The following is a 20,855-nucleotide window of genomic DNA, read 5'->3' on the forward strand; positions in this document are numbered from 1 at the left end:
TGCCGTCGCCGTCATCACTTCACCACCGGCAGCTCGCCGAGTGCGGTGGTATAGCGGGGGCTTAACTGCTCACGCTTCATCATCCACTCCCGGGTGTCGCGGCCGCGGGCCGCAAAGTAGACCTTCCCCAGCCGCCCCTGGTTGATCTTGTCGATGACCTGCATCAGCGCCTCGCTGCGCGGGGATTGCTGCTGTGCGGCGAACAGGTCGCCCTGCTGCATGTTGGCGGGGGTGAAGTCGGCCAGCATGACGCCCCCTTTCTGGTATCGCTGCTCGTCGCGCCAGATGCGGGGGAGCAGTTCCGGGATCAGAGCCAGCAGCGCCCGGGTGTCATGGGTGGGCATGGCCAGCTTGGTGCTCACTTGGTTGCCGTAATAGGGCTCCCGGTCGCTGAATGGGCTGGTGCGAATAAACAGGGTCACATGCCGGCAGCACATCCCCTCCCCCCGCAGCTTCTCGGCAGCCCGCTCCATGTAGCCGGCCAGCGCCTGGTGCATGTGGCCGATCTGGGTGATGCGCTCGCCGAAAGAGCGCGAGCAGATGATCTGCTGCTTGGCCTGGACCTCTTGTTCCAGATCGGCACAGGGGATCCCCCGCAGCTCCTGCACCGTGCGCTCGACCACCACGCCATAGCGGCGCCGCAGCGCCTTGGGATCAACTGTGACTAGGTCGGCTACGGTCTTGATGCCCTGGGCTTCCAGCTTAGCCGACAGCCGTCGGCCAATGCCCCATATCTCGTCCACCGGGGTGATCGCCATGAGCCGGGCGCGCCGCACTTCATCCCGAAGATCGACCACACCGCCGGTGGCCGGCCATTTCTTGGCGGCGTAGTTGGCGAGCTTGGCGAGGGTCTTAGTGGGGCCGATGCCGACCCCCACGGTCAGCCCCGTCCACTGCTGCACCCGCTCGCGAATCTGGCGGCCATAGGCCACCAAGTCGCCCGCCCATGACTCGCTCAGCTCAATAAAAGCCTCGTCGATGCTGTAGACCTCCACCGCCGGGGCCAACCCCTCCAGAATGGTCATCACCCGGTTCGACATATCGCCATAGAGGGCGTAGTTGCTGGAAAACCATACCCCGCCCATGGCCTCGAAGAATTGACGGATCTGGAAATAGGGAATCCCCATCTTGATGCCGAGCGCCTTGGCCTCTGCCGAGCGGGCCACCACACAGCCATCGTTGTTGGAGAGCACCACGATAGGCCGTCCCTTCAAGTCGGGGCGAAACAGCCGCTCGCAACTGGCGTAGAAGTTGTTCACGTCGACCAGGGCGACAGCGCAACGCTTGCTCATGGGTTGTCCACCTGGTGCACGACAAAGGCCACTACCCCGAAGATTTCCAGCTCCTGCCCATCGTTGAAATGGATGGGGCGATAGGCCCGGTTGCCAGGGAGCAAGGCGACGGTGGGCTCAAGCTGCAGTTTCTTCACCGTGAACTCGCCATCCACCGCGGCGACCACCACGCTACCGTGACGCGCCTTGCGACTACGGTCGACGACCAGCAGGTCGCCATCGCGTATCCCGTGGTCGACCATGCTGTCACCGGCCGCCCGCACAAAGTAGGTGGCCGCCGGGTGGGCAACGCACAACTGATTGAGGTCGATGGTCTGCTCGGTGTAGTCCTGCGCCGGCGACGGAAAGCCGCAGGCCACCGGGGAGAGGAACAGAGGCAGCTCCAACAAAGGAGCATCAGGGGCGGGTTGAGCAAACATGTGGGCCATCTCGAATTACTGTATAAATACACAGTATAGCAACCAACCCTGAGAGGATCACTGTTCGGCGTTTGGCTCCACACTTCCAACAAGGCAATAGCGCATCGGCATAAAGTTGGTAATGTGACTGGTCACGCATTGCTGATGATGACCGGAAACACTCGAACGAGTACTATGTTCACACGACTTAGCTAACCGTCTGATAAATTCAACCAGCACTTCCTTCAGACGAGATAATTAAAATGAAGGTAATGTTGGTTTTAATGATAACTAGGAATTAGGAGCAATAATTGACTGTATCGCTGAATAGTACGCATCCCATCGTACACCAAATTTCAAGAATAATTGAACTACAAAAAGAACCTGCTTTTTCTGATCCTGACCTTGTTAGCTCTGAACTTTTTGAAACATCAAAAAACAAATTATTTGCGGTTATCCACACAATTCACATATTACTTAGAAACACTCCAGATGAACTGACTAGCACTTTTGCCTTAAATCAGATTAGTGCTAATTTGAACTCAGTGATTAACGAATTAACAGCATTCGTTTCAAATAAAAATGCTGCACATTTAGGAAACGTAATTACAACCATTGAGCAAAGTGTAATCCCATATTTAAGTGGTTTCATACCGCAATTTCAACAAGCACCCCATGAGTATTTGTCAGAGATACTTTCTGCACAATCTGTATCAGCGAAAGAATCAATTAAGCAATTACAAAAGCAACGTGACGACCTCGCCGTAACAATTGAATCACTTACAGATAAAATTGCAGAGCAAGATGCGCGGTTAGAAACAATTGTTGAAGGCTCTGTTCGAGAGCGCAGTGAGTCACTATCAGCACTCTCTAGACTAGAGCAACAATTTACCATCAAGGAGAATGAACGTTCAAATATATTCACTGAGTCAATCCGAGAGTGGCATGCAGAATTCGAGAAATTTGAGGGGGTGATGAAAAATAGAGCTAATGAAATAATTACGGAGTTGAATACCCATGAAAGCAATGCAAGAAAAATTGTACAAGTAGTGGGTAACATTGGTGTCACAGGCAATTACAAACAAATAGCTAATACGGAATCAAAAGCTGCTGATTTTTGGCGCTGGGCTACTCTTGCTATATTTTTATTGGGGATTTCAATAGCAATTGCAACATTCATAGAGTATTGGGGGCAACCAATCAATGCAAATACAACGTTGTCGATTGTAGTTCGTCTTCTGTATGCAATCGCGATTACAACACCAGCTTGGTATACAGCTAGAGAATCAGCTCGCCACAGGACTAACTCAGACAAAGCACGTCAGACAGAGTTAGAATTGGCATCTCTTGGTCCATTTATTGAATTAATGCCACCAGAGATAAAAATCAAGATCAGGGAACAGTTAACCCCGCTCTATTTCGGTAAGTCCGTAGAGGGTCATACTATAAATAACCCACTTGATATAGGAGCGCTCAAAGACATGCTCGTGGAGATCACAAAGATGGGCAAAAGTTAAGCAGGTCATGTGATCAAACTATGAGTAGGAGACTGTGATAGCTCTGGTGAATGGATCTACCAGAAAGTGAAGGATCGCAAAAGGAGCTAGCGCTGATGCGGGAGCCGTTCACCTGCATGGTTGTCAACATATAAAGCGGGCAGGCGAGGTGGGGGGGCTATTGCGCCCCCAGTTCTTTCAGTACCAGCTGCCGCCCCTCTGGCGTTAGTGACCCCATTAAGCTCAGCACCAGCTGGTTGGTGGTCTTGGCCGAGGGGCTTAGGGTATGGGCGAACGACAAGGTGGCTACCCAGCTGTGGCCACACTCTGCATCGGTACACTGGCAGTAGAGATCCGAGACATCATCGCTCAGTCGGTTGGTCTTGGTAATGCGGCCCCGCTGGCCACACACTTTGCAATAAACCCGCATTACGCCCCCTTTTCTATCCAAATCAACAGCCTATCTTGCCATAGCGAATGCTGTTTGTTTATACAGTGGAGCCTACATTCTCCCGAAAATCGACCCATAGGGAGCGAGGGAGTCCCGCGCTGTTGATGGCATCCTGGATAAGCTCGCAGAGTGGCAGCACTTCGTTCCTGGCATAGGTGGCATCGTACTTCTCGGGATCCCCGAGCCCTCCCCCGCCATTGGTCGGGATAATTCCGGCCAGCGCCGCCGGAAAGCGATGGGATGTCAGCACATCCTGGGCGGTGATCCCCTTGATGGCTGCGAACTCGTCCTTGGTGGCGATGTCCCCCACCGGGATCAGCTTGATGCCATCGGGCTTGCCGTCAGGTATGTTCACGAACATCGAGCGGAAATTCCCCACCCCCTTGCTGCTCGCGATCATCTCCTTCATCTCTTCCTCGGTGTCGTCGTCCATGTTCGGATCGGTGGCGTAGAAGATGAATCCCATGTGGGCACCGTTGAGGAAGTATTTACGCCGAAACAGGGTGGCGTCCTGGTTGAGCAGGGCCGACTGCAGGCCGCCCAGGTAATCGGGCATGCCATAGACCTGCTGCTCGGGATCGTACTGGGCCAGCCAGATCACCTCCTCCGGCCGGTAAATCAGGTTCGGCTTGCCCTGCTGCAGATAGACAAAACAGCCATCCTCGCGCCGGCGCAAGTAGACGCTGGAGAGAGGGTGCAGCCCCACCACCTGGCCAAAGCCGTTGTGAATTTTAAGCAGTCCCGCATCCCCGAACTGCAGGTAGTTGTGCACGAACGCTGTGATGGTGGCGCGCTGGTTGGTGAAGCGCCCCGCCACCATATTCCGCCTCGCCATCAGAATGGCCCCGTGGTGAGCGTTGGCCCTGGCCACCTTGGCCAGCCCCTTGCGCTCGATGGGGGGCTGGTAATACTCGCCGTAGGGGTTGTAGAACACCCCTGTGTAATCAGTCATCCAGGCCGTGGGGTCGATGGCCTCTGGCATGCTGAAAGCCACAGTGCCGCGGTTGGGTGAGGCGACCGCCTGGGCCGGTTGGGATTTGTGTCGCTTGGTCATGCTGCCTGTCTCTCCTGGCTGGTTGCCCAGGTGGATTTGCGTTTGCGGTGGGTATCAAGGGGCTCGTTGGCCACGGCGTGGGCGATGGCAAAGAACACGTCGGCGTGTCCGGTCACATTGTCCCGGGCGGCGCGGAACGTCATCTGACCGCCGCCGGTGGTGCTGCGCTTGATGGCGAGGAAGGCGAGCGGGATGTCCCTGTCCGAGCTGTCCCACTCGATGCGGTTCGCCTCCACCACGTCGATCATCTTGAGCACCAGCCGCGATTTGCTCTCGATGCTGTAGTTGATGGGGTGGCACACCCCTTTGAAGACCGGCTTCAAGAGGTCAAACACCCCGGCGCCGATGCCGGAGACGTCAACACCGAGGTAGGTGACACGGAACTTCTTGGCGATACGGGTGATCTCCTGCGCCTGGAACTGGAAGTTGAGCCCGCGCCAGTAGTGCTTTTCCAGCACCCGGAAACGCTCGCCGGCGACGGTGGGCGGGGCGACCACCACCAGGGTGGCATTGTCGCGGGTGCGGCTCGGGTCATAACCCAACCACACCTCGCGCCGGCCAAACGGGTCGGGGCGCCCGGGCTTGTAGTCCTCCCACCGGGTCGGATCCACCCCGGCCCGCTCCATGTCCTGGAACTTGAACACCGACAGGGCATCGTCGATAAAGCGGCACATGTAGAGCCTGTCGAACACCTCCTCCGGGTACTCGTCTTTGAGCTCCTCGATGTCGATGAGGTGGCAACCGAGGCGAATGGCATCTTCGATAGTGATGACATAGCGCCACTGCCTGTCAGGACAGACGCGGCCGCCGTCGCGTAGGTCATCTTCGCCCGGGAAGTCGATGGCCACCCGGCTCGGGCGCTGCCCCTTCCAGCGATCCCCGGTCCAGAAGCGATACGCCTCGTGTACCTTGCTCGACGGTGTGGAGAAGTAGGTCTTGCGCCAGTGGCTCTGGGTCGCCATGGCACTGGCCACGTCCGAGAGCTTCTCGAAGTTGGGGATCCAGAAGTATTCGTCGATGTAGACGTTACCGGAGCGGGATTGGGCGCTGTTGGAGTTGGTGGAGCAAAAATGGAGCTCGGCCCCGTTCGACAGCACGATGGGGTTGCCGGTCAAGGTGACGCCCAGGAAGGTCTGGGCAATCTTGCAGATGTAGGAACGGAACACCTCCGCCTGGGCCCGGGTGGCGGACAGGAAGATCTGGTTGCCGCCGGTCAATACCGCATCTTCCAGCGCCTCACCGGCGAAGTAGTAGGTCATGCCGATCTGGCGGGACTTCAAGATGTTGCGGGTACGCGGCAGCGCCGGGTCGTTCTTGGCCTCCCGCACCCGCAACTGATAGCCGAACAGGGTGCCCAGCCACTCGGCAAAGTCATCGGCCGTCAAGTGGCCGATCTCGTTCTTGGCCTTCTTGCCGCCCTTGCGACTGCCGCCCGCCTGACGGCTTTGCTCACGCTTGCCACGGCTGGGCCCGGGTTCACTCCCCTCCGCCCGCTGGGCCTTGAGGGCCTGCTCGCGCTCTGCCCACTTGAGCGCCTTCTCTTTGAGGCTGACATGGTGGCCGATGAGCCGGTCCAGCTCCTCCTGCTCGCCCGGGGTTTTCTTCTCACGATGCAGCAACACCTGCACCCGGCGATTGATGGCATCCTCGACCGCTTCCTCGGTCAGCAGGTCGCGCCAGCCGAGCTTTTCGGCCCAGTAGTAGATGATGCGACAGGAGTTGAGCCCCAGTTCGACCTTGATCTCCTGGGGTGTCCATCGTTTAAGGTAGAGTCCCTTCGCCGCATTGCGGATCTCTTCGGGGTACGCCACGGCGCCTCCATCCGGTGAATGATGGCGCCATCATAGCCAGCCCCCTCCCCCCACTTATCCCACTGATGTTCTGAGCAATTCGGATTTCCTGCTGGATCCGAATCCAGCAGAACGCCATAGCGTGAAACCCCCTTGCCGACCCGATAGCCTGAGCCCGCATCACTTGGGAGCAGGCATGAACGAATCAACCTTGAGAACTGGCTGGGTCTGTATCGCCACCGAAGGCAAAGCGGTGGACGGGCGGGACATTACCCGCGACTGGCTCACCGACATGGCCGAGACCTACGACCCGACTTATTACACCGCCGTCATCTGGCCCGATCACGATCGCTGGTCCAGCTACGGCACCGTGCAGGCGCTCAAGACCGAAGAGGTGGATGGTAAGCTCAAGCTGTTCGCCATCCTCTGCCCTAATCGGGATCTCATCTACTACAACCAGAGCGGCCAGTATCAGTTCTGCTCCATCGAGCCCTTCGAGAACTTCGCCGATCTGGGCCGCACCTACCTGCTGGGCCTCGGCGTCACCGACGAACCGGCCAGCATCGGGACCACCCATCTCAAATTCAGCAACAGCAACAAGGGGCAGGCCGTTGGTACCAGCGAGCCGCTGGACCTCTCCACGTTCAAGCTGCCCAAGCACGAAAAGGCCGATGGCCTGATCGCCAAGTTTTTCAGCTTCCTGGCCAGTCATGGCGAGCAAGCGCCCACGACTCCCCCCAGCCAACCCGAGGATGAGGAAATGACCAAAGAACAGTTCGACCTGCTGCTGGGGGCCGTCAATGGCCTTGGCACCAAGATCGAAGGCTTCAGCACCAAGCTGGAGACCAAACCCACTACCGAACAGCCTACTGCACCGGCTGCTGAGCCCGCCAAGGTGGACGCGCAGCCCGGCATCAGCGCCGAGCAGTTCAGCAAGCTGGAAGAGACCCTGAACGGTCTGGCCAGCACCGTCGGCGAGCTGAAAGGCCAGATCGACCAGTTCTCTGTCGAGAAGCCGGGCCAGCGCCCGAGCGCCCTCGGCGGTGACGATACCCCTGCAGTCTATTAAGGAGCGACCGTGAGCCAGACTCTTACCGTTCAGGCCATGCAGCGCCTGGAGCAATACAGCAATGCCCTGGCCAAGGCCTACGGCATCCCCGTCAACGCCCTGGCCAAGCAGTTCAGCGTCACCGGCCCGGTGGAAACAGGCCTGCGCGCCGCCCTACTCGCCTCCGTCGAGTTCCTCGGCCTGATCACCTGTCTGGATGTGGACCAGATCAAAGGTCAGGTGGTGCAGGTTGGCATCGGCAAGCTGTTCACCGGCCGCAAGAAGAACGGCCGCTTCAACGGCAAGATCGGCGTCGATGGCAACACCTACGAGCTGACCGAGACCGATTCCTGCGCATCGCTGGACTGGGCGACCCTGTGCGTCTGGGCCAACGCCGGCAGCGATGGCGAGTTCCTGCGCCTGGTGGGCGATTTCATCAACAAGGCGTTTGCCCTGGACATGCTGCGGGTCGGCTGGAACGGCGTGGAAGCGGCCGCCGATACCGATCCCGCCGAACACCCGCTGGGTGAAGACGTCAACAAGGGCTGGCACCAGATCGCCCGCGAGTGGAACGACGGCAGCCAGATCATCAAGGCCGAGGCTGGCAAGAAGATCTACTTCGACCCGGACGGCAAGGGGGATTACAAGACCCTGGACGAAATGGCCTCGGACCTCATCAACACCACCATCGATCCGCTGTTCCGCCAGGACCCGCGTCTGGTGGTGCTGGTCGGTACCGACCTCATCGCCGCCGCCCAGGCCAAGCTCTACAGCGAGGCCACCAAGCCGAGCGAGCAGATCGCTGCCCAGAAGCTGGCCGAGTCCATCGCCGGGCGCCGCGCCTACATCCCGCCCTTCTTCCCGGGCAAGCGGATGGTGGTCACCACCCTGGACAACCTGCACATCTACACCCAGCGCGGCACCCGCAAGCGCAAGGCGGACGATAACCAGGACAAGAAGTGCTTCGATAACCAGTACTGGCGCATGGAAGGCTATGCCCTCGGCGAGCACCTGGCCTATGGCGGCTTTGAAGAGGCCGACATCGAGATCGGCGCCGCACCGGCGGCTCCCGAGGCCTAAGCCATGAGCTCACCCGGTCAACGTCACAAGCAGCGCGTGCACGCCGTGCAGGGGGCCCAGCAGGCCGCCAGCTCCGGCGTGGCCACCGGCGCAGTGGCCGACAGCCTGCACCTGCAGCTGATTGCCCTGGAGCAGGACATGGTCCGGCTGCGCAAGCTGGCCCGCATCGGGGATCGGGTGAACATGAAACGCGATGAGCTGATGCCCAAGTACCGCCCCTATGTGGAACGCTATCTGGCTGCCGTCGCTGAGTCCGGCCAGCCCTATCAGAACGAGCTGTTCCAGCGCCTCATCATCTGGGCTTTCGATGTCGGGGATTTCGACGCCGGCATCGCCTGGGCGGATCTCGCCATCGCCCAGGGCCAACGCACCCCGACCAACATCAAGCGCGACTGGGCCCACTTCGTGGCCGACACCGTGCTGGAGTGGGCCGAGAAACAGGCGGCCGAGGGGCATGCCGTCGAGCCCTGGTTCTCCCGGGTGTTCGACAAGGTGCGCAATGACTGGCGCCTCAACGAGCGGCTGACGGCCAAGTGGTTCAAGGCCGCGGGTTGCCTGCTGCTACGCGGCCACGATGGCCAGCCCCGCCCGAGCGCCGTGGGGGACAGCGCCACCCTGGAGCAGGCCGACCACTGGCTGGCCCTGGCCGACCAACTACACGGCAAGGTGGGCGTCGGCACCTTGCGCCAGAAGATTGCCATGCGCCTGCGGGCGCTCAATCCCGAATAACGAACCGACTCTCCGCGCCGTCGCACCCCGGCGCGAATGCCATGAGCAGCCTCTGGCTAACTCAGCGGCAATTGCGTGGCTTCAGGGGTGCACCCATTCAACCAGCGAGGCAAGCCATGTTTGCAGGCAAGGACATCGACTACAGCACCACCACTATCCGCAATGACGGGTTCTGGCCGGATGTGGCCGTCGCCGACTTCGAGCGCCGCCGTGCCCTGCCTGCCGATCTGGACCAGCAGACCACAGGCGCCGCCTTGTTGGCCGCCGTCTCTGAAATCAACCTGCAGCTCGCCAGCCACCAGGTCGCGCTGCTGGCCAAGGGCTACGCCAGTGCCGCTGCCGTACCGGGTCCGAGCCTGGAAGGCGGCACCAATGCGCTGACCGAGCAGTACCTGGCCGCCGTGTTTGCCCGTGCCAAGGCGGCCATCTTGCCGGAGTTCGCCAGCGTCACGGAGCGGCCAGCAGCCAACAACCAGGTGGAACGGGCGCCAGAGCAGCGCGCCCAACTGCTGGCCGAAAGTCAGCAGCTGGTGCGCAGCATCAAGGGCAAACATCGGGCGGGAGTGTCACTGATATGAGCGAAGCCATGAACGAGCAGCAAGCCCAGGGCTATTTCCTGCACGCGCTCCACGCCGAGATCCAGCGGGTACTGCCGGCCAAGTGCCACAAGTCGCTCGATAGTTGGATGGAAAACGGCGCCATCCGGCTGGAATCCAAGAACATGGGACCCACCGGGGTGGATGTGGCCTGGCTCACCTATCAGGCGGTGTTCACCATCGAGCAACTGCCCTTTCGCGAACGGGATCCGGCCATCGTGCTGGCCACGGTCGCCGCCTGGGTGCAGGAAAATGATCCGTTTCGCGGGCAGTTCGGTCTGGACGACCCAGAATACGCCGTCACCCCGAACGATGAGCGGACCGCCGATCTCGAGATCCAGCTCACCTTCGCCGAGCCGCTGCGCCTCATCGAGCACCCGAGCGGCCCCATCCACTGGAGCGGCAAACGCTGGAACGTGGCCCCCTATGACATCTGGGTGGCAGAGCACATCGAGATGAACGTCGGTGACACCGGCCATCACCAGGTAGGTGGACAGTCATGATCACCATCACCCTGGACACCCGTCGCAGCAAGGACCAGCTCAACCTGCTGGCCCTGCCAGCCAAGAAGCGCAAGCGCCTAGTGTGGCGGGCAGCCAACGAGATGAAAAAGCTGGCGGCCCGCAATGTGCGCCAGCAGCAAGACCCGAACGGCCAGCCCTGGGCCCCGCGCAAGCGTGGCAAACGCAAGATGCTGCGCGGCCTGCCCAAGTTGCTGCAGATCCGCGAGCCCCGCCAGGACGTGGCCGAGCTCGGGTTCACCAAGGGCACAATGAGTGCCCACGCAGGGGTGATCGCCAACACCCACCAAAAGGGGCACACCTACAAGATGACGGCCGCCAGCCGGCGCCGCATCGCCCCCAGTGAAGGCGGCAAGCAGAAACAAGCCTCTAAGGCCCAGGCGCGCAAGCTGCGCGAACTCGGGTTCAAGCGCCCGGGCCAGCGCAAGCGTTCATACCGGTCGGCCTCGCTCGGCTGGATCACCAGCAACCTCAACTACGCCCAGGCGGGCCTGCTCATCAAGAAGCTCAAGGATGAGCCGGTGAAAGAGAGCTGGGAAATAGAGCTGCCTGCTCGCCCCTTTCTGGGGGCCAATGCCAAGCAACGGGAGCAGGCCTTTGCCCGCGCCCTGCAGAGCATCGACTACGGCTGGGACGTCAACAAGCAAGACCTCAAGAGGAAATAAGCCATGTGGCCTTATGTACAGATCAACAACTTGAACCAGATGCAGGGGCCGGTGACCGAGGTCGAACGCCACCTGCTGTTCGTCGGCAGCGCCGCCAGCAACACCGGCAAGCTGCTCTCACTCAATACCCAATCCGACTTTGACCAGCTGCTAGGCGCCGCTGACAGCGAGCTGAAAGCCAACCTGCAGGCCGCCATGGCCAACGCCGGCCAGAACTGGACGGCGGCCGCCTTCGTGCTGCCCACCGACATGGACTGGAAAGAGGCAGTGCGCGATGCCCAGAAAACCCAGTCATTCGAGGGGGTCGTGGTGCTGGGGCAGGAGTGGGACCAGGCCAGCATCAATGCCGCCCACGCCCTCAACCAGGAACTGATCGCCAAGTGGGGGCGCTGGCAGTTCATGCTGCTGGCGGTACCGGGCATTGCGAAGGAACAAGACTGGTCCACCTATGAGACCGAGCTGGCCACCCTGCAGGAGGGCATCAAGGCGGAATCCGTCTCGCTGATCCCGCAGCTGTTTACAAACCTCGTCGGCGCCTACGCCGGCCGCCTGTGCAACCGCTCGGTCAGTGTGGCCGACAGCCCCTGCCGGGTGAAAACCGGCGCCGTGGTGGGTCTTGGCAACAAGCCGAAGGACAAGGACGGGGTCGAGCTGCCGCTGGCCACCCTGCAGACCCTGGAGCAGAACCGTTACTCGGTGCCGATGTGGTACCCGGACTATGACGGTACCTACTGGGCCGACGGCCGCACCCTGGACGCCGAGGGCGGCGACTACCAGGTGATCGAAAACCTGCGGGTCGCCTACAAGGTAGCGCGCCGGATGCGGGTACGTGCCATCGCCCGTATCGGCGATCGCTCGTTCAACTCCACCCCGGGCAGCACGGCCGCCGCCATTCTCTACTTTGGCAAAGACCTGCGCGAGATGGCCAAGACCACCACCATCAACGGCCAGCCGTTCCCGGGCGACATCACCTCCCCCAAGGATGGCGACATCGGCATCCAGTGGACCGACAAGAACCACGTCTCCATCTACGTGGTGATCCGCACCGTGGACTGCCCCAAGGGGATTACCGTCAACATCATGCTCGACTTGAGCCTCAACAACGGGGAGGGCTAATCCATGACCCGCCGTATTTCCGGCCAGAACTTTGACATCGAACTGATGAACACCATGGTGCATGTCGAGAAGGCCAGCCTGACCATCACCGACAACAGCGCGGTGGCGCAAACCCGGGGTATCCCTGACGGCTATGTGGATGGGGACGTCTCGGCCGAGTGCGAGTTCGAGCTAGATGCCAAGAACTTCAAGCTGCTCAGCAACGCGGCCAAGCGGGCCGGAAGCTGGCGCGGGATGAAGCCGGAGGATGTGCTGTTCTATGCCGACAATGGCGACGAGACCATGAAGGTGGAGGCCTTCGGCGTGAAGCTGCAGATCTCCGACCTGCTGGATCTCGACCCCAAGGGCGGCAGCAAGACGTCGCACAAGATCAAGGGCGCCGTCACCTCCCCCGACTTCATTCGCATTGATGGCGTGCCGTACCTCTCGGAAGACGACACCCGCCACCTGAAAGGGTAAGGGGGACCAGTGGACGACATCGACCGCGCCAACCACCACGCCGCCCGCATGCTGGCGGTCCAGTTGGCCAACCAGGTGGGCAAAGGCCACTACCAGGGAGAGAGCCTGCACCAGTGCGAAGAGTGCGACGACCCCATCCCAGAGGGACGCCGCCGCCACATACCCGGGGTGCGCCTGTGCGTCCCCTGCAAGACCCGCCTTGAGCGGCTGGGTCGCTAACCAGAGCAACGGACATGAACCCTATGCCAAACAAAGACCCCACCCTCTGGGCCGCCCTGCTGGCCTGGTTGATGGACAACTGGCCCGCCGTCTATGGGGCACTGCTGGCGCTGGCCATCGCCTTCCTGCGCATCACCTATGCCGGTGGGCGGGGTCGCCGCCGCCTGATCGAATCCCTGCTATGCGGCCTCATCACCTTAGCGGCCGCCACTGGCACCCAGTTGCTCGGGATCCCCCAGGAGGCCACCCCGTTGTTGGGTGGCATGGTGGGACTGCTTGGGATCGACATCATCCGCGACCGGGCCGCACTGATGTTTCGCAAGAAGGAGGACAACAATGCCGCGCAGTAACTGCCACCCACAGGTGGCCGCCTTTCTCGACCTGCTCGCCTATGCCGAAGGCACCAAGGGCCGGGGCGATGACGGTTACAACAAGCTGGTCAATCCGGCGGGGTTCTTTGAAAGCTACGCCACCCACCCGAACGTGCTGGTGCAGGTCAATCCAACCCTGAAAAGCACCGCAGCCGGCCGCTATCAGTTCCTGTCAAAGCACTGGGCCCACTACCGTGACCAACTCGGCCTGCCGGACTTTGGCCCCGCATCGCAAGACACCTGGGCTATCCAGCTTATTCGCGAGCGCAAGGCGCTGGACGATGTACTCAAGGGGCGCATCAGCCAGGCGATCGGCAAGTGCGCCAACATCTGGGCCAGCCTGCCGGGCGCCGGTTACGGCCAGCGCGAGCACAAGCTGGCTGACCTGCTGGCCAAGTTCTCCGAGCTCGGCGGGGTGCTGGCATGAACATGCTCATCCGGTTCCTGCCGACCATCATCGGCTTTGTGCTTGGCACCCTGTTGTTTACCCAAGGCGAACGGCTCACGCAGCGCACTAAGGAGCTGGCCCGCGCCAACGACACCGTCAACATCCTGCAGGCTGCCAACAACCAGCAAGCGGTCGCCTTCCAGGAACTGCTGATGCAGGCAAAGGGCTTGCGACTGCTGCTGAGCGACCAGAACGCGGCCTTGGCCGAGCTCGACAACCAGAACAGGAAAACCGCCGATGAACTGCAACAAGCGTTGGCCACGCCGCCGGCGGGCCGCCCGGACTGTGCTCGCGAGCCTCTGCCTAGCGGTGCTTTGCGCCTGCTCCAGCCAGCCCACCACAGTGGTGCAAACCAAGGTAGTCAAGCGGCTGCCGCCGCCGGGGCTGGTGCCCCACTGCCCGGAGCCTGACTTTACGGGGAACACCTACGGCGAGGCCGTGCGGTTTATCCCCACCATGCAGACGGCGCTGCGCCGCTGCCAAACCCAGATCAACACCCTGAACCATTGGATTGAACAAGAGGAAACCACCCCATGAGCACACCCATCATCACCCTGGACGTCGCCGGCAAAGAGCTGAAATTCGCCCCCACCATGGTGGCCTACAACAGTTTCATCAACGACATGATGCCCAACGACAAGGTGGCACCGGCTCACAACTACCTGAAAAAGATCGTCTGCGCCGAGAGCAAAGAGGCGCTCGATGACCTGCTCAAACGCCCCAGCGCCGCCCTGCAGCTGGCGGGGGCCATCAACAAGGAGTTCGCGCCCGAGCTGGAGATCACCGTAAAAAACTGACGGCGCGCGCCGAGGCCATCGAGCGCAACCAACTGGAGCAGGTGCTGGCGCTGCGGCGCTACTACCTGCCCCATGAGGATGACGACCTCGACAACCTGGCTCGCGCCATCTGGCTAGACAGAAACGCAAGAGAGTCCAACGCCACCGCCGTGGCAGAGGGCATTGCCAAAGCACTGAACGGATAAGAGACCCCTATGGCTTGGATGGAAAAATTGATGATGCAGGTGGCATTGGTTGATCAGGTCACCAAGCCCCTTGCCGGCATCAATGCCCAGATGGACAAGGTCACCAAGTCAGGCCGCCAGGGCTGGAGCAACATGGCCATGGGGGCCACCACCGTGGCCGGCGGCGTCATGGCGATCCAGGGTGCCCTGGGGCCGGCCATCGAAATGGACCGGGCCTTGGCCGAGGTGGCATCGCTGGATGTGCAAAAGGAGGTGCTCGGCGCGCTCGGTCGTGAGGCCCTGAAACTCTCCATCCAGTATGGTGAGTCAGCCACCGAGATCGTGCGCTCCTCCTACGATATCCAATCCGCGATCGCAGGGCTGGAAGGCAACGAACTGCCCGCCTTCACCCGCGCATCCACCACCCTGGCAAAAGCCACCAAGGCCGACACCGCCACCATCACCAACTACATGGGCACCATGTACGGCATTTTCGAGCAGCAGGCCAAGCAGATGGGCAAGGCCAACTGGGTCGAGGATGTGGCCGGCAAGACGGCGCTGGCGGTACAGCTGTTCAAGACTACCGGTCAGGGCATGGCTGATGCCTTTGGGGCGATCGGCGCCAACGCCACCGCCGCCGGGATCTCGATGGATGAGCAGTTCGCTGTGCTCGGCCAGCTGCAGGCCACCATGAGCGGCGGCGAGGCGGGGACCAAGTTCAAGGCCTTCCTGGCCGGGGTCGGGGGTGCCCAGAAGGCGCTCGGCCTCAAGTTCACCGACGCCGCGGGCAACATGCTGCCGGTGCTCACCATCATGGACAAGCTCAAGGCCAAGTATGGCGAGACCATGAGCGTGGCCGAGGGGGACGAGCTCAAGAAGGCTTTCGGCTCGGACGAGGCAGTGGCCATGATCAAACTGCTGATGACCAACACCAAGGGGCTGGCCACCAATATCAACGCCTTGGCCAACACCCACGGCATGGGCAAGGCCGAGCAGATGGCCGCCGCCATGACAGACCAGTGGGAACGGGTGACGCAAGCCTGGTTTGCCATCCGGGCCGCCGCCTTCGGGGTAGTGCTGCCGGCCATCAACGCCGTGGTGGGCGTCTTTGCCGATGGCGCCACCACCGTGCTGCGCTGGACGCACCTGTTTCCGAACCTCACCAAGGTGGTGAGCTATGCCCTGCTCGCCATCGTTGGCCTCAGCATGGTGACCGGTACCTGGATGCTGGTTGCCGGCGTGGCCAAGCTGGCCACCCTGGGGCTCGGCATCGCCTGGAGCGTCATCATGGCGCCGCTCAACCTGCTCAAGGCGGGGCTGGTTGCCTTTCGCGCCATCATGCTGGCCGTCAACATCATGATGGCCGCGAACCCGGCCGTGCTGCTGGCCTATGTGGTCGGCGGCTTGCTCGTCGGTGCTATTGGGCTGGCGATCTACTACTGGGATGACCTCAAAAAGACCCTGGCGGATTGGGGTGTGTTCGACAAAATCCAGGCGATGATCGACGGGGCCGCCGCCGGCTGGGCCAGCTTCATGCAACTGCTCGCCGATCTCAGCCCGTTCCAGTTGCTTGGCAAAGCCGTGGACTGGTTGATCGACAAGCTCAACATGATCCCGGGCGTCAACATCGAGTTCGGCAGCATGCCAGATCTCACCATGCCGACCCTGGCGCCGCTGACCATGCCGGTCATGCCCGGTGTGATGAACATACCTACCCAGGAACAGCAGCGGGAAACGGTCAACGCCCCCCTCGCCCGCTATCGCCAGCAGGACCAGAGCAAGGTGCCATCCGGTGGCCTTGGCCAGCAGCTGATCCAGGCCAACGCGGCGGCGACCACGGCCAACCAGAAGCCCGCCAAGTCCCTGCACATCGGCGAGGTACATATCACCAACCAGAACCCGATGAGCCCGGAGCAGTTGGCCGAGAATGCCTGGCTGGAGACCCCGTAATGAGCGAACCCATTACCCATGAACCCAAGTACATCGATCTCCTGGTGGTGAACGGCGCCTGGCAACTCGATGCCGGCGGCCAGCCGCGCTACACCCAGGACCGCCACAGCATCGGTCAGGACATCAAGCACCGCATCATGGAGTCGGGGCTGGCCCGCAAGCTCATCGGCGAGCGCAGCCCTACCCTGCGCGCCGATGTAATGACCGAGATTGAACTGCTGGTAGAAGACGACGAGCGGCTGGTGCCCGGCACCATCGTGATCCGTGAAGAGGCCCCCGATCGGGTGCTGGTCACCGCTCGCACCTATGAATTCGGCGATTTGGAGGTAACCCTGTGAACCTGCGCCCGAACGTGGACTTTATGGCCCTGCTGGCCGAGGCCGGTGTGCCGACCACCGAGCAGGCCATGGAGGCCGAGCTCAAAAAGGAGGTGGTCGCCGCCGGCTCCCTCATCACCAACGACAGCGATGTGAGCCCCTTCTGGCGGCTGGTGCGCGGGGTGGTCATTACCCCGGCGCTCTGGCTTATCCGCACCCTGCTGGCGGGCCATGTGCTGCCCAACACCTTTGCGGCCACCGCCACCGACGCCTATCTCGATCTCAAAGCCTGGGATGTAGACCTGACCCGCAAGGCCGCCCAGAAGACCCGGGGAGTGATCCACTTCGTCAAGGTGAGCCCTGGCGAGGCGGTCACCATTCCGGCCGATATCTGGGTCACCACCGAGCGCATCAACGGCACCATCTACCGGGTGAAGCCCTTGCAGGCGGTGGTCAGCCCCGCCGGCGAGGCGGTGGCCAAGGTGGTCTGCGAGGCCGAGTTTGCCGGCAGCGCCTGGAATCTGGCCCCGGGTTATTACAACCTGCTGAGCGAACCGGTGACCGGCATCCTCTCGGCCCGCAACGATGACAAGGAGTGGATCACCACCCAGGGCGCCGATGCCGAGGGCAACGACGCGCTCGGCCTGCGCATCCAGAACCAGTTTTCGGCGGTGGGGCGCTACCACATCGACGCGATTTACCGCTCCATGCTGGCGAGCGTGGCGGGGATCCGGGCCGATCACATCTTCTTTGAGCATGAGGGGCCACGCGGCCCGGGGACCGCCAACGCTTACATCCTGCTGGAAGTGGGCGCTACCCCGGCCAGCCTCATCAACCAGCTCAACGACTGCGTGGGCCGCCAGGGCAACCATGGCCACGGCGATGATCTGTTCGTGATGAGCATCCCCGAGACCCAGCACAGCCTCACCCTTGAGTTATGGCCACAAGCCAACCTCACCGACGAGCAGAAAGCTGCGCTCAAGACGGGCGCCGAAAGCCTGGTCAAGGCGGCGTTTCGCCAGTCGGCGGACTTTCCGAGCGTTACCCGCACCTGGCCGCGCTCGCGCTTCTCGCTCTCCCAGCTGGCCCGCGAGCTGCACAGTCAGTTCCCGCAGCTGCAGAGCCTCAAGTTTGCGCAAGATGACATCGTGTCGGGGCTGGCCATCCCGCGCCTGAGCACGCTGGAGGTGACCCTGCATGAGTAACTCGACCCCGCTTGCACACGACCTGCAGGCGCCGGTGCTGCCCGATGCCAGCGCCCCCTGGTGGGAGGACGGCTACACCATCAGCCCGGCCCACGCCGAGCCCGGGTTTCTGGCCAAGGGGATCAACGCCTTCTGGCAACGGGTCAAAGGCTGGCTGTTGCTGCCGCTGGCCCAGCAAGACCCGCTGACCTGCTCGGAGTCCTTGCTGGCGCTACTCGCCTGGGAGCGGGACATCAGCCGTTTCAACGGCGAGCCGCTCGAGCTTTTCCGCAAGCGGGTCAAGTTCGCCTTTGTGAACGCCCGGGACGCCGGCGAGGTGGCCGGCTTTAAGCGCATCTTCGAGCGCCTGGGCATCGGCTGGTGTGACATCCATGAACGCCAGGCCGGCGCCCCCTGGGACGTCATCACCATCGAGGTGACCGACGGCGCCATCGCGGCCAACCAGAAACTGATGGAAACCTTGATTCAACACTATGGCCGCACCTGCCGCCGCTATCGCTTTCAGGTGGTTTACCCGGTCACCGGCACCTTGCGGTTCGGCCGCATCGACATGAGCCAGCAGGTGTTTGGCGCATCACTTAAGAGGAACGCATGAGCCAGATCATTACCAACGCTTTCTCCCGCTACTGGCAGGAGTGCCTGACCAACCAGACGCCGGTGGTGCTCGATGAGTTCGTGCTGGCCAAGGTGCCGGGGCTCGATCCCGATGCGGCCATCAACCCGGACAGCGGCCTGCCGCCAGTGGGCCAGATTGTGCACCGCCACGCGGTGGACCAACGCGGGCGCATCAACAACGATGCGGTGGCTTACACCATTGTGATGGACACCACGGTCGGCGATTTCAGCTTCAACGCCATGTACCTCATCAACAAGGCCACCGGCGTGGTGGGGATGATTGTGCACAAGGGGCTGGAAACCAAACTCAAGACCAATGAGGCCACCGGCCAGACCGGTAACAGCCTGGTGAAATCCATGCTGATGGAGTACGACCGGGCGGCAGAGTCCACTGCCACCCACGTGGACGCCAGCACCTGGCAGATTGACTATGCCGCCCGCCTGCGCGGGATGGACGACGACCTGCGCCTGCAGGCGCTGCAGTTCTTCGGGCCGGCCACCTTCTACGGTGACGGCTTCAAGCTGGTCAACGAGTCCGGGGTTTACAAGGTGCAGCCCGGGGTGGCCTACGTGGGCGGCCTGCGGGCGGAACTGAACGGGGTCAAGAAGGTGACCCCGGGCGCCAAGCCGGTGGGGCTCTGGCTCGACATCTACCGGGCGGGCTCCCTGCTTGATGCCTGGGTGAATCACTTCACCCTGACCTTAAGCGTGCCGGAGCTCACCGACTACCTGGACAGCAACGGCCATCAGCACCATGTGGCCAAGGTGGCCATCGTCAATGCGGACGGTAGCGTCACCGACGTGCGCCGCAAGCGCACCATCGAGCTGACCGGCGATGTCACCGGCAAGGGCATTCTGGAAGACGCCCAGGGTGTCACCATCGCAGTGGAGATCAAAGACGGCAGCCACCGCCACCAATGGAACGAGATAGACCAGGTACCGGCTACCGCCAGCCGCTGGCCCAGCTATGCCGAGGTGACCAACAAACCGGATCTGGCCGCCGCCAACCACACTCACCCGGGCACGCTGACCAACCCGATCCCGCTGGCCAAAGAGGACCTGAACACCCTGATCACCCCCAGCGTGTTTCGCCAGGACTCCGATGCCAATGCCGCGGCCTCGCTCAATTACCCCGAGCCCAAAGCGGGCTCCCTGACCGTGACCACCGGCGCCGGGGTGCAGCAGCGTTACCACGTCTACAACACCAGCCGGATTTACACCCGCGCCCAGTACAACACCGGGGCCTTTACTCCCTGGGCCCGGGACTACAACACCCAGAACAAGCCGACCGCCGATGACGTAGGCTTGGGCAAGCTCTCCAACATAGCCCCCAGTTACGACCCCTCGGCCAACACCTACGCTTTGCGCGACGGGTCAGGCGACCTGCTAGTCCGCACCCTGCGCAGCAACCTGGTCGATGAACAGCGCATGGTCGGCGCCGTGGCCTTTCGGGTCGATTACGGCAACGACAGCTATCTGCGCTACTGCGCCAGCCAAACAGCGTTTCGTCAGTGGCTCAACCAGGCAGCCACTGGCTGGGAAGTGGGATACCGCCTTGCCATCACCGATCCCAACAACCCGATGACGGAATACCACATTCCAGGAAAAACGGCGGTGATGTCTTACCTGGCCGCTGACGCGGTTTACCGCATCGCAAGCTCCAACGGCTCAGGCGGCGCCGTGTTTGCCCGAATGACGCTTGATTCGTACGGCAACGTCTCATTTCCTGGCACGGTTAGCGATGGTTCTGGCCGCTGCTACAGCCCGGGCAACCAACCCCACTACACCCATAACCACACCGCTGCCCAAGGCAACCAGGACATCGTCGCCAGTGGCTGGGGACAGGTCGGCACCTACATGATGGCCGCCGTGATCCCGGGCCACTCTGGCGCCATGAACCCCACCGCCACCATCGCCGGTTCATCCCTGCGCCCCGCCAACTGCTCGGAGTGGGGCCAGAACCGCGACTGGGCACTGCCGGGGACTTGGAAATGCCTGGGATTCGTCACGGATAACAGCGATGACCGTTGGGACGACCGCACCACCTTGTGGATCCGCATCGCATAAGCACAGG

General features: G+C 61.8%; 26 protein-coding genes. 21 read left to right on the plus strand and 5 right to left on the minus strand.

The window, feature by feature from the left end; translation table 11 throughout:
• Positions 1–14: 14 nt before the first annotated feature.
• Both umuC and umuD read right to left on the minus strand, forming a co-directional pair.
• A complete protein-coding gene (umuC, locus tag AACQ43_RS13015) occupies positions 15–1,292 on the minus strand; it encodes a translesion error-prone DNA polymerase V subunit UmuC (RefSeq protein WP_168967543.1) in 1,278 nt (425 codons plus the stop codon).
• The gene (umuD, locus tag AACQ43_RS13020) at positions 1,289–1,711 is read right to left on the minus strand and encodes a translesion error-prone DNA polymerase V autoproteolytic subunit (protein ID WP_168967544.1); all 423 of its coding nucleotides are present in this window, start codon (positions 1,709–1,711) and stop codon (positions 1,289–1,291) included. Before umuD ends, umuC begins: the two co-directional genes overlap by 4 nt.
• 290 nt (positions 1,712–2,001) lie before the next feature.
• Between umuD and AACQ43_RS13025 the strand changes: the two genes are divergently transcribed.
• On the plus strand, positions 2,002–3,207 hold the full coding sequence (locus AACQ43_RS13025) for a hypothetical protein (protein WP_168967545.1): 1,206 nt from the start codon (positions 2,002–2,004) through the stop codon (positions 3,205–3,207).
• A 157-nt stretch (positions 3,208–3,364) separates the two neighbouring features.
• Here AACQ43_RS13025 and AACQ43_RS13030 read toward each other — a convergent pair whose 3' ends face one another.
• The 3 genes from AACQ43_RS13030 to AACQ43_RS13040 are packed head-to-tail and all read right to left on the minus strand — an operon-like array spanning position 3,365 to position 6,502.
• Positions 3,365–3,616, minus strand: coding sequence for an ogr/Delta-like zinc finger family protein (locus AACQ43_RS13030; RefSeq protein ID WP_124240849.1), 252 nt, complete (start codon positions 3,614–3,616; stop codon positions 3,365–3,367).
• A 58-nt stretch (positions 3,617–3,674) separates the two neighbouring features.
• Positions 3,675–4,691, minus strand: coding sequence for a phage portal protein (locus AACQ43_RS13035; RefSeq protein ID WP_168967546.1), 1,017 nt, complete (start codon positions 4,689–4,691; stop codon positions 3,675–3,677).
• Positions 4,688–6,502 (minus strand): terminase large subunit domain-containing protein, encoded by a 1,815-nt coding sequence (locus AACQ43_RS13040; protein WP_168967547.1) that lies wholly within the window; start codon positions 6,500–6,502, stop codon positions 4,688–4,690. The genes AACQ43_RS13035 and AACQ43_RS13040 overlap by 4 nt, the downstream gene beginning before the upstream one ends.
• A 175-nt stretch (positions 6,503–6,677) precedes the next feature.
• Between AACQ43_RS13040 and AACQ43_RS13045 the strand changes: the two genes are divergently transcribed.
• The 20 genes from AACQ43_RS13045 (at position 6,678) to AACQ43_RS13140 (ending at position 20,848) form a co-directional block, all read left to right on the plus strand.
• Positions 6,678–7,550, plus strand: coding sequence for a GPO family capsid scaffolding protein (locus AACQ43_RS13045; RefSeq protein ID WP_168967548.1), 873 nt, complete (start codon positions 6,678–6,680; stop codon positions 7,548–7,550).
• A 9-nt stretch (positions 7,551–7,559) separates the two neighbouring features.
• A complete protein-coding gene (locus tag AACQ43_RS13050) occupies positions 7,560–8,609 on the plus strand; it encodes a phage major capsid protein, P2 family (protein ID WP_168967549.1) in 1,050 nt (349 codons plus the stop codon).
• Positions 8,610–8,612: 3 nt separating this feature from the next.
• On the plus strand, positions 8,613–9,338 hold the full coding sequence (locus tag AACQ43_RS13055) for a phage terminase small subunit (RefSeq protein WP_168967550.1): 726 nt from the start codon (positions 8,613–8,615) through the stop codon (positions 9,336–9,338).
• A 116-nt stretch (positions 9,339–9,454) separates the two neighbouring features.
• Complete coding sequence (locus AACQ43_RS13060) at positions 9,455–9,916, plus strand: head completion/stabilization protein (RefSeq protein WP_168967551.1); 462 nt, start codon at positions 9,455–9,457, stop codon at positions 9,914–9,916.
• Positions 9,913–10,437, plus strand: a complete 525-nt coding sequence (locus tag AACQ43_RS13065) for a phage tail protein (RefSeq protein ID WP_211162543.1) — start codon at positions 9,913–9,915, stop codon at positions 10,435–10,437. Before AACQ43_RS13060 ends, AACQ43_RS13065 begins: the two co-directional genes overlap by 4 nt.
• Entirely contained in the window at positions 10,434–11,120 is a 687-nt protein-coding gene (locus tag AACQ43_RS13070) for a phage virion morphogenesis protein (protein WP_085736118.1), read from the plus strand. Before AACQ43_RS13065 ends, AACQ43_RS13070 begins: the two co-directional genes overlap by 4 nt.
• 3 nt (positions 11,121–11,123) lie before the next feature.
• Entirely contained in the window at positions 11,124–12,236 is a 1,113-nt protein-coding gene (locus AACQ43_RS13075; protein ID WP_168967552.1) for a DUF2586 domain-containing protein, read from the plus strand.
• A gap of 3 nt (positions 12,237–12,239) precedes the next feature.
• The gene (locus AACQ43_RS13080; RefSeq protein ID WP_168967553.1) at positions 12,240–12,695 is read left to right on the plus strand and encodes a phage protein; all 456 of its coding nucleotides are present in this window, start codon (positions 12,240–12,242) and stop codon (positions 12,693–12,695) included.
• 9 nt (positions 12,696–12,704) lie between these two features.
• Positions 12,705–12,914: a TraR/DksA C4-type zinc finger protein gene (locus tag AACQ43_RS13085; RefSeq protein WP_168967554.1), complete on the plus strand. Its 210-nt coding sequence runs from the start codon at positions 12,705–12,707 to the stop codon at positions 12,912–12,914.
• A gap of 23 nt (positions 12,915–12,937) precedes the next feature.
• Positions 12,938–13,264, plus strand: coding sequence for a phage holin, lambda family (locus AACQ43_RS13090; protein ID WP_168967555.1), 327 nt, complete (start codon positions 12,938–12,940; stop codon positions 13,262–13,264).
• A complete protein-coding gene (locus tag AACQ43_RS13095; protein WP_168967556.1) occupies positions 13,251–13,712 on the plus strand; it encodes a glycoside hydrolase family 24 protein in 462 nt (153 codons plus the stop codon). Before AACQ43_RS13090 ends, AACQ43_RS13095 begins: the two co-directional genes overlap by 14 nt.
• Positions 13,709–14,143, plus strand: a complete 435-nt coding sequence (locus AACQ43_RS13100; RefSeq protein ID WP_168967557.1) for a hypothetical protein — start codon at positions 13,709–13,711, stop codon at positions 14,141–14,143. The genes AACQ43_RS13095 and AACQ43_RS13100 overlap by 4 nt, the downstream gene beginning before the upstream one ends.
• Positions 14,079–14,270 (plus strand): Rz1-like lysis system protein LysC, encoded by a 192-nt coding sequence (lysC, locus tag AACQ43_RS13105; RefSeq protein WP_339354061.1) that lies wholly within the window; start codon positions 14,079–14,081, stop codon positions 14,268–14,270. Before AACQ43_RS13100 ends, lysC begins: the two co-directional genes overlap by 65 nt.
• Entirely contained in the window at positions 14,267–14,530 is a 264-nt protein-coding gene (locus AACQ43_RS13110; RefSeq protein WP_168967558.1) for a putative phage tail assembly chaperone, read from the plus strand. Before lysC ends, AACQ43_RS13110 begins: the two co-directional genes overlap by 4 nt.
• 41 nt (positions 14,531–14,571) lie before the next feature.
• Complete coding sequence (locus AACQ43_RS13115; RefSeq protein WP_168967559.1) at positions 14,572–14,715, plus strand: DUF6890 family protein; 144 nt, start codon at positions 14,572–14,574, stop codon at positions 14,713–14,715.
• Positions 14,716–14,724: 9 nt separating this feature from the next.
• Positions 14,725–16,644, plus strand: coding sequence for a phage tail tape measure protein (locus AACQ43_RS13120; protein ID WP_168967560.1), 1,920 nt, complete (start codon positions 14,725–14,727; stop codon positions 16,642–16,644).
• Positions 16,644–16,982 (plus strand): DUF2590 family protein, encoded by a 339-nt coding sequence (locus tag AACQ43_RS13125; RefSeq protein WP_168967561.1) that lies wholly within the window; start codon positions 16,644–16,646, stop codon positions 16,980–16,982. Before AACQ43_RS13120 ends, AACQ43_RS13125 begins: the two co-directional genes overlap by 1 nt.
• Entirely contained in the window at positions 16,979–18,166 is a 1,188-nt protein-coding gene (locus AACQ43_RS13130) for a baseplate J/gp47 family protein (RefSeq protein WP_168967562.1), read from the plus strand. The genes AACQ43_RS13125 and AACQ43_RS13130 overlap by 4 nt, the downstream gene beginning before the upstream one ends.
• A complete protein-coding gene (locus AACQ43_RS13135; protein WP_168967563.1) occupies positions 18,159–18,761 on the plus strand; it encodes a phage tail protein in 603 nt (200 codons plus the stop codon). The genes AACQ43_RS13130 and AACQ43_RS13135 overlap by 8 nt, the downstream gene beginning before the upstream one ends.
• Positions 18,758–20,848, plus strand: a complete 2,091-nt coding sequence (locus tag AACQ43_RS13140; RefSeq protein ID WP_168967564.1) for a phage tail-collar fiber domain-containing protein — start codon at positions 18,758–18,760, stop codon at positions 20,846–20,848. The genes AACQ43_RS13135 and AACQ43_RS13140 overlap by 4 nt, the downstream gene beginning before the upstream one ends.
• The last annotated feature ends 7 nt before the right edge of the window (positions 20,849–20,855 follow it).

It is taken from the genome of Aeromonas sp. DNRA1, assembly GCF_963888745.1.
Lineage (GTDB): Bacteria > Pseudomonadota > Gammaproteobacteria > Enterobacterales > Aeromonadaceae > Aeromonas > Aeromonas hydrophila.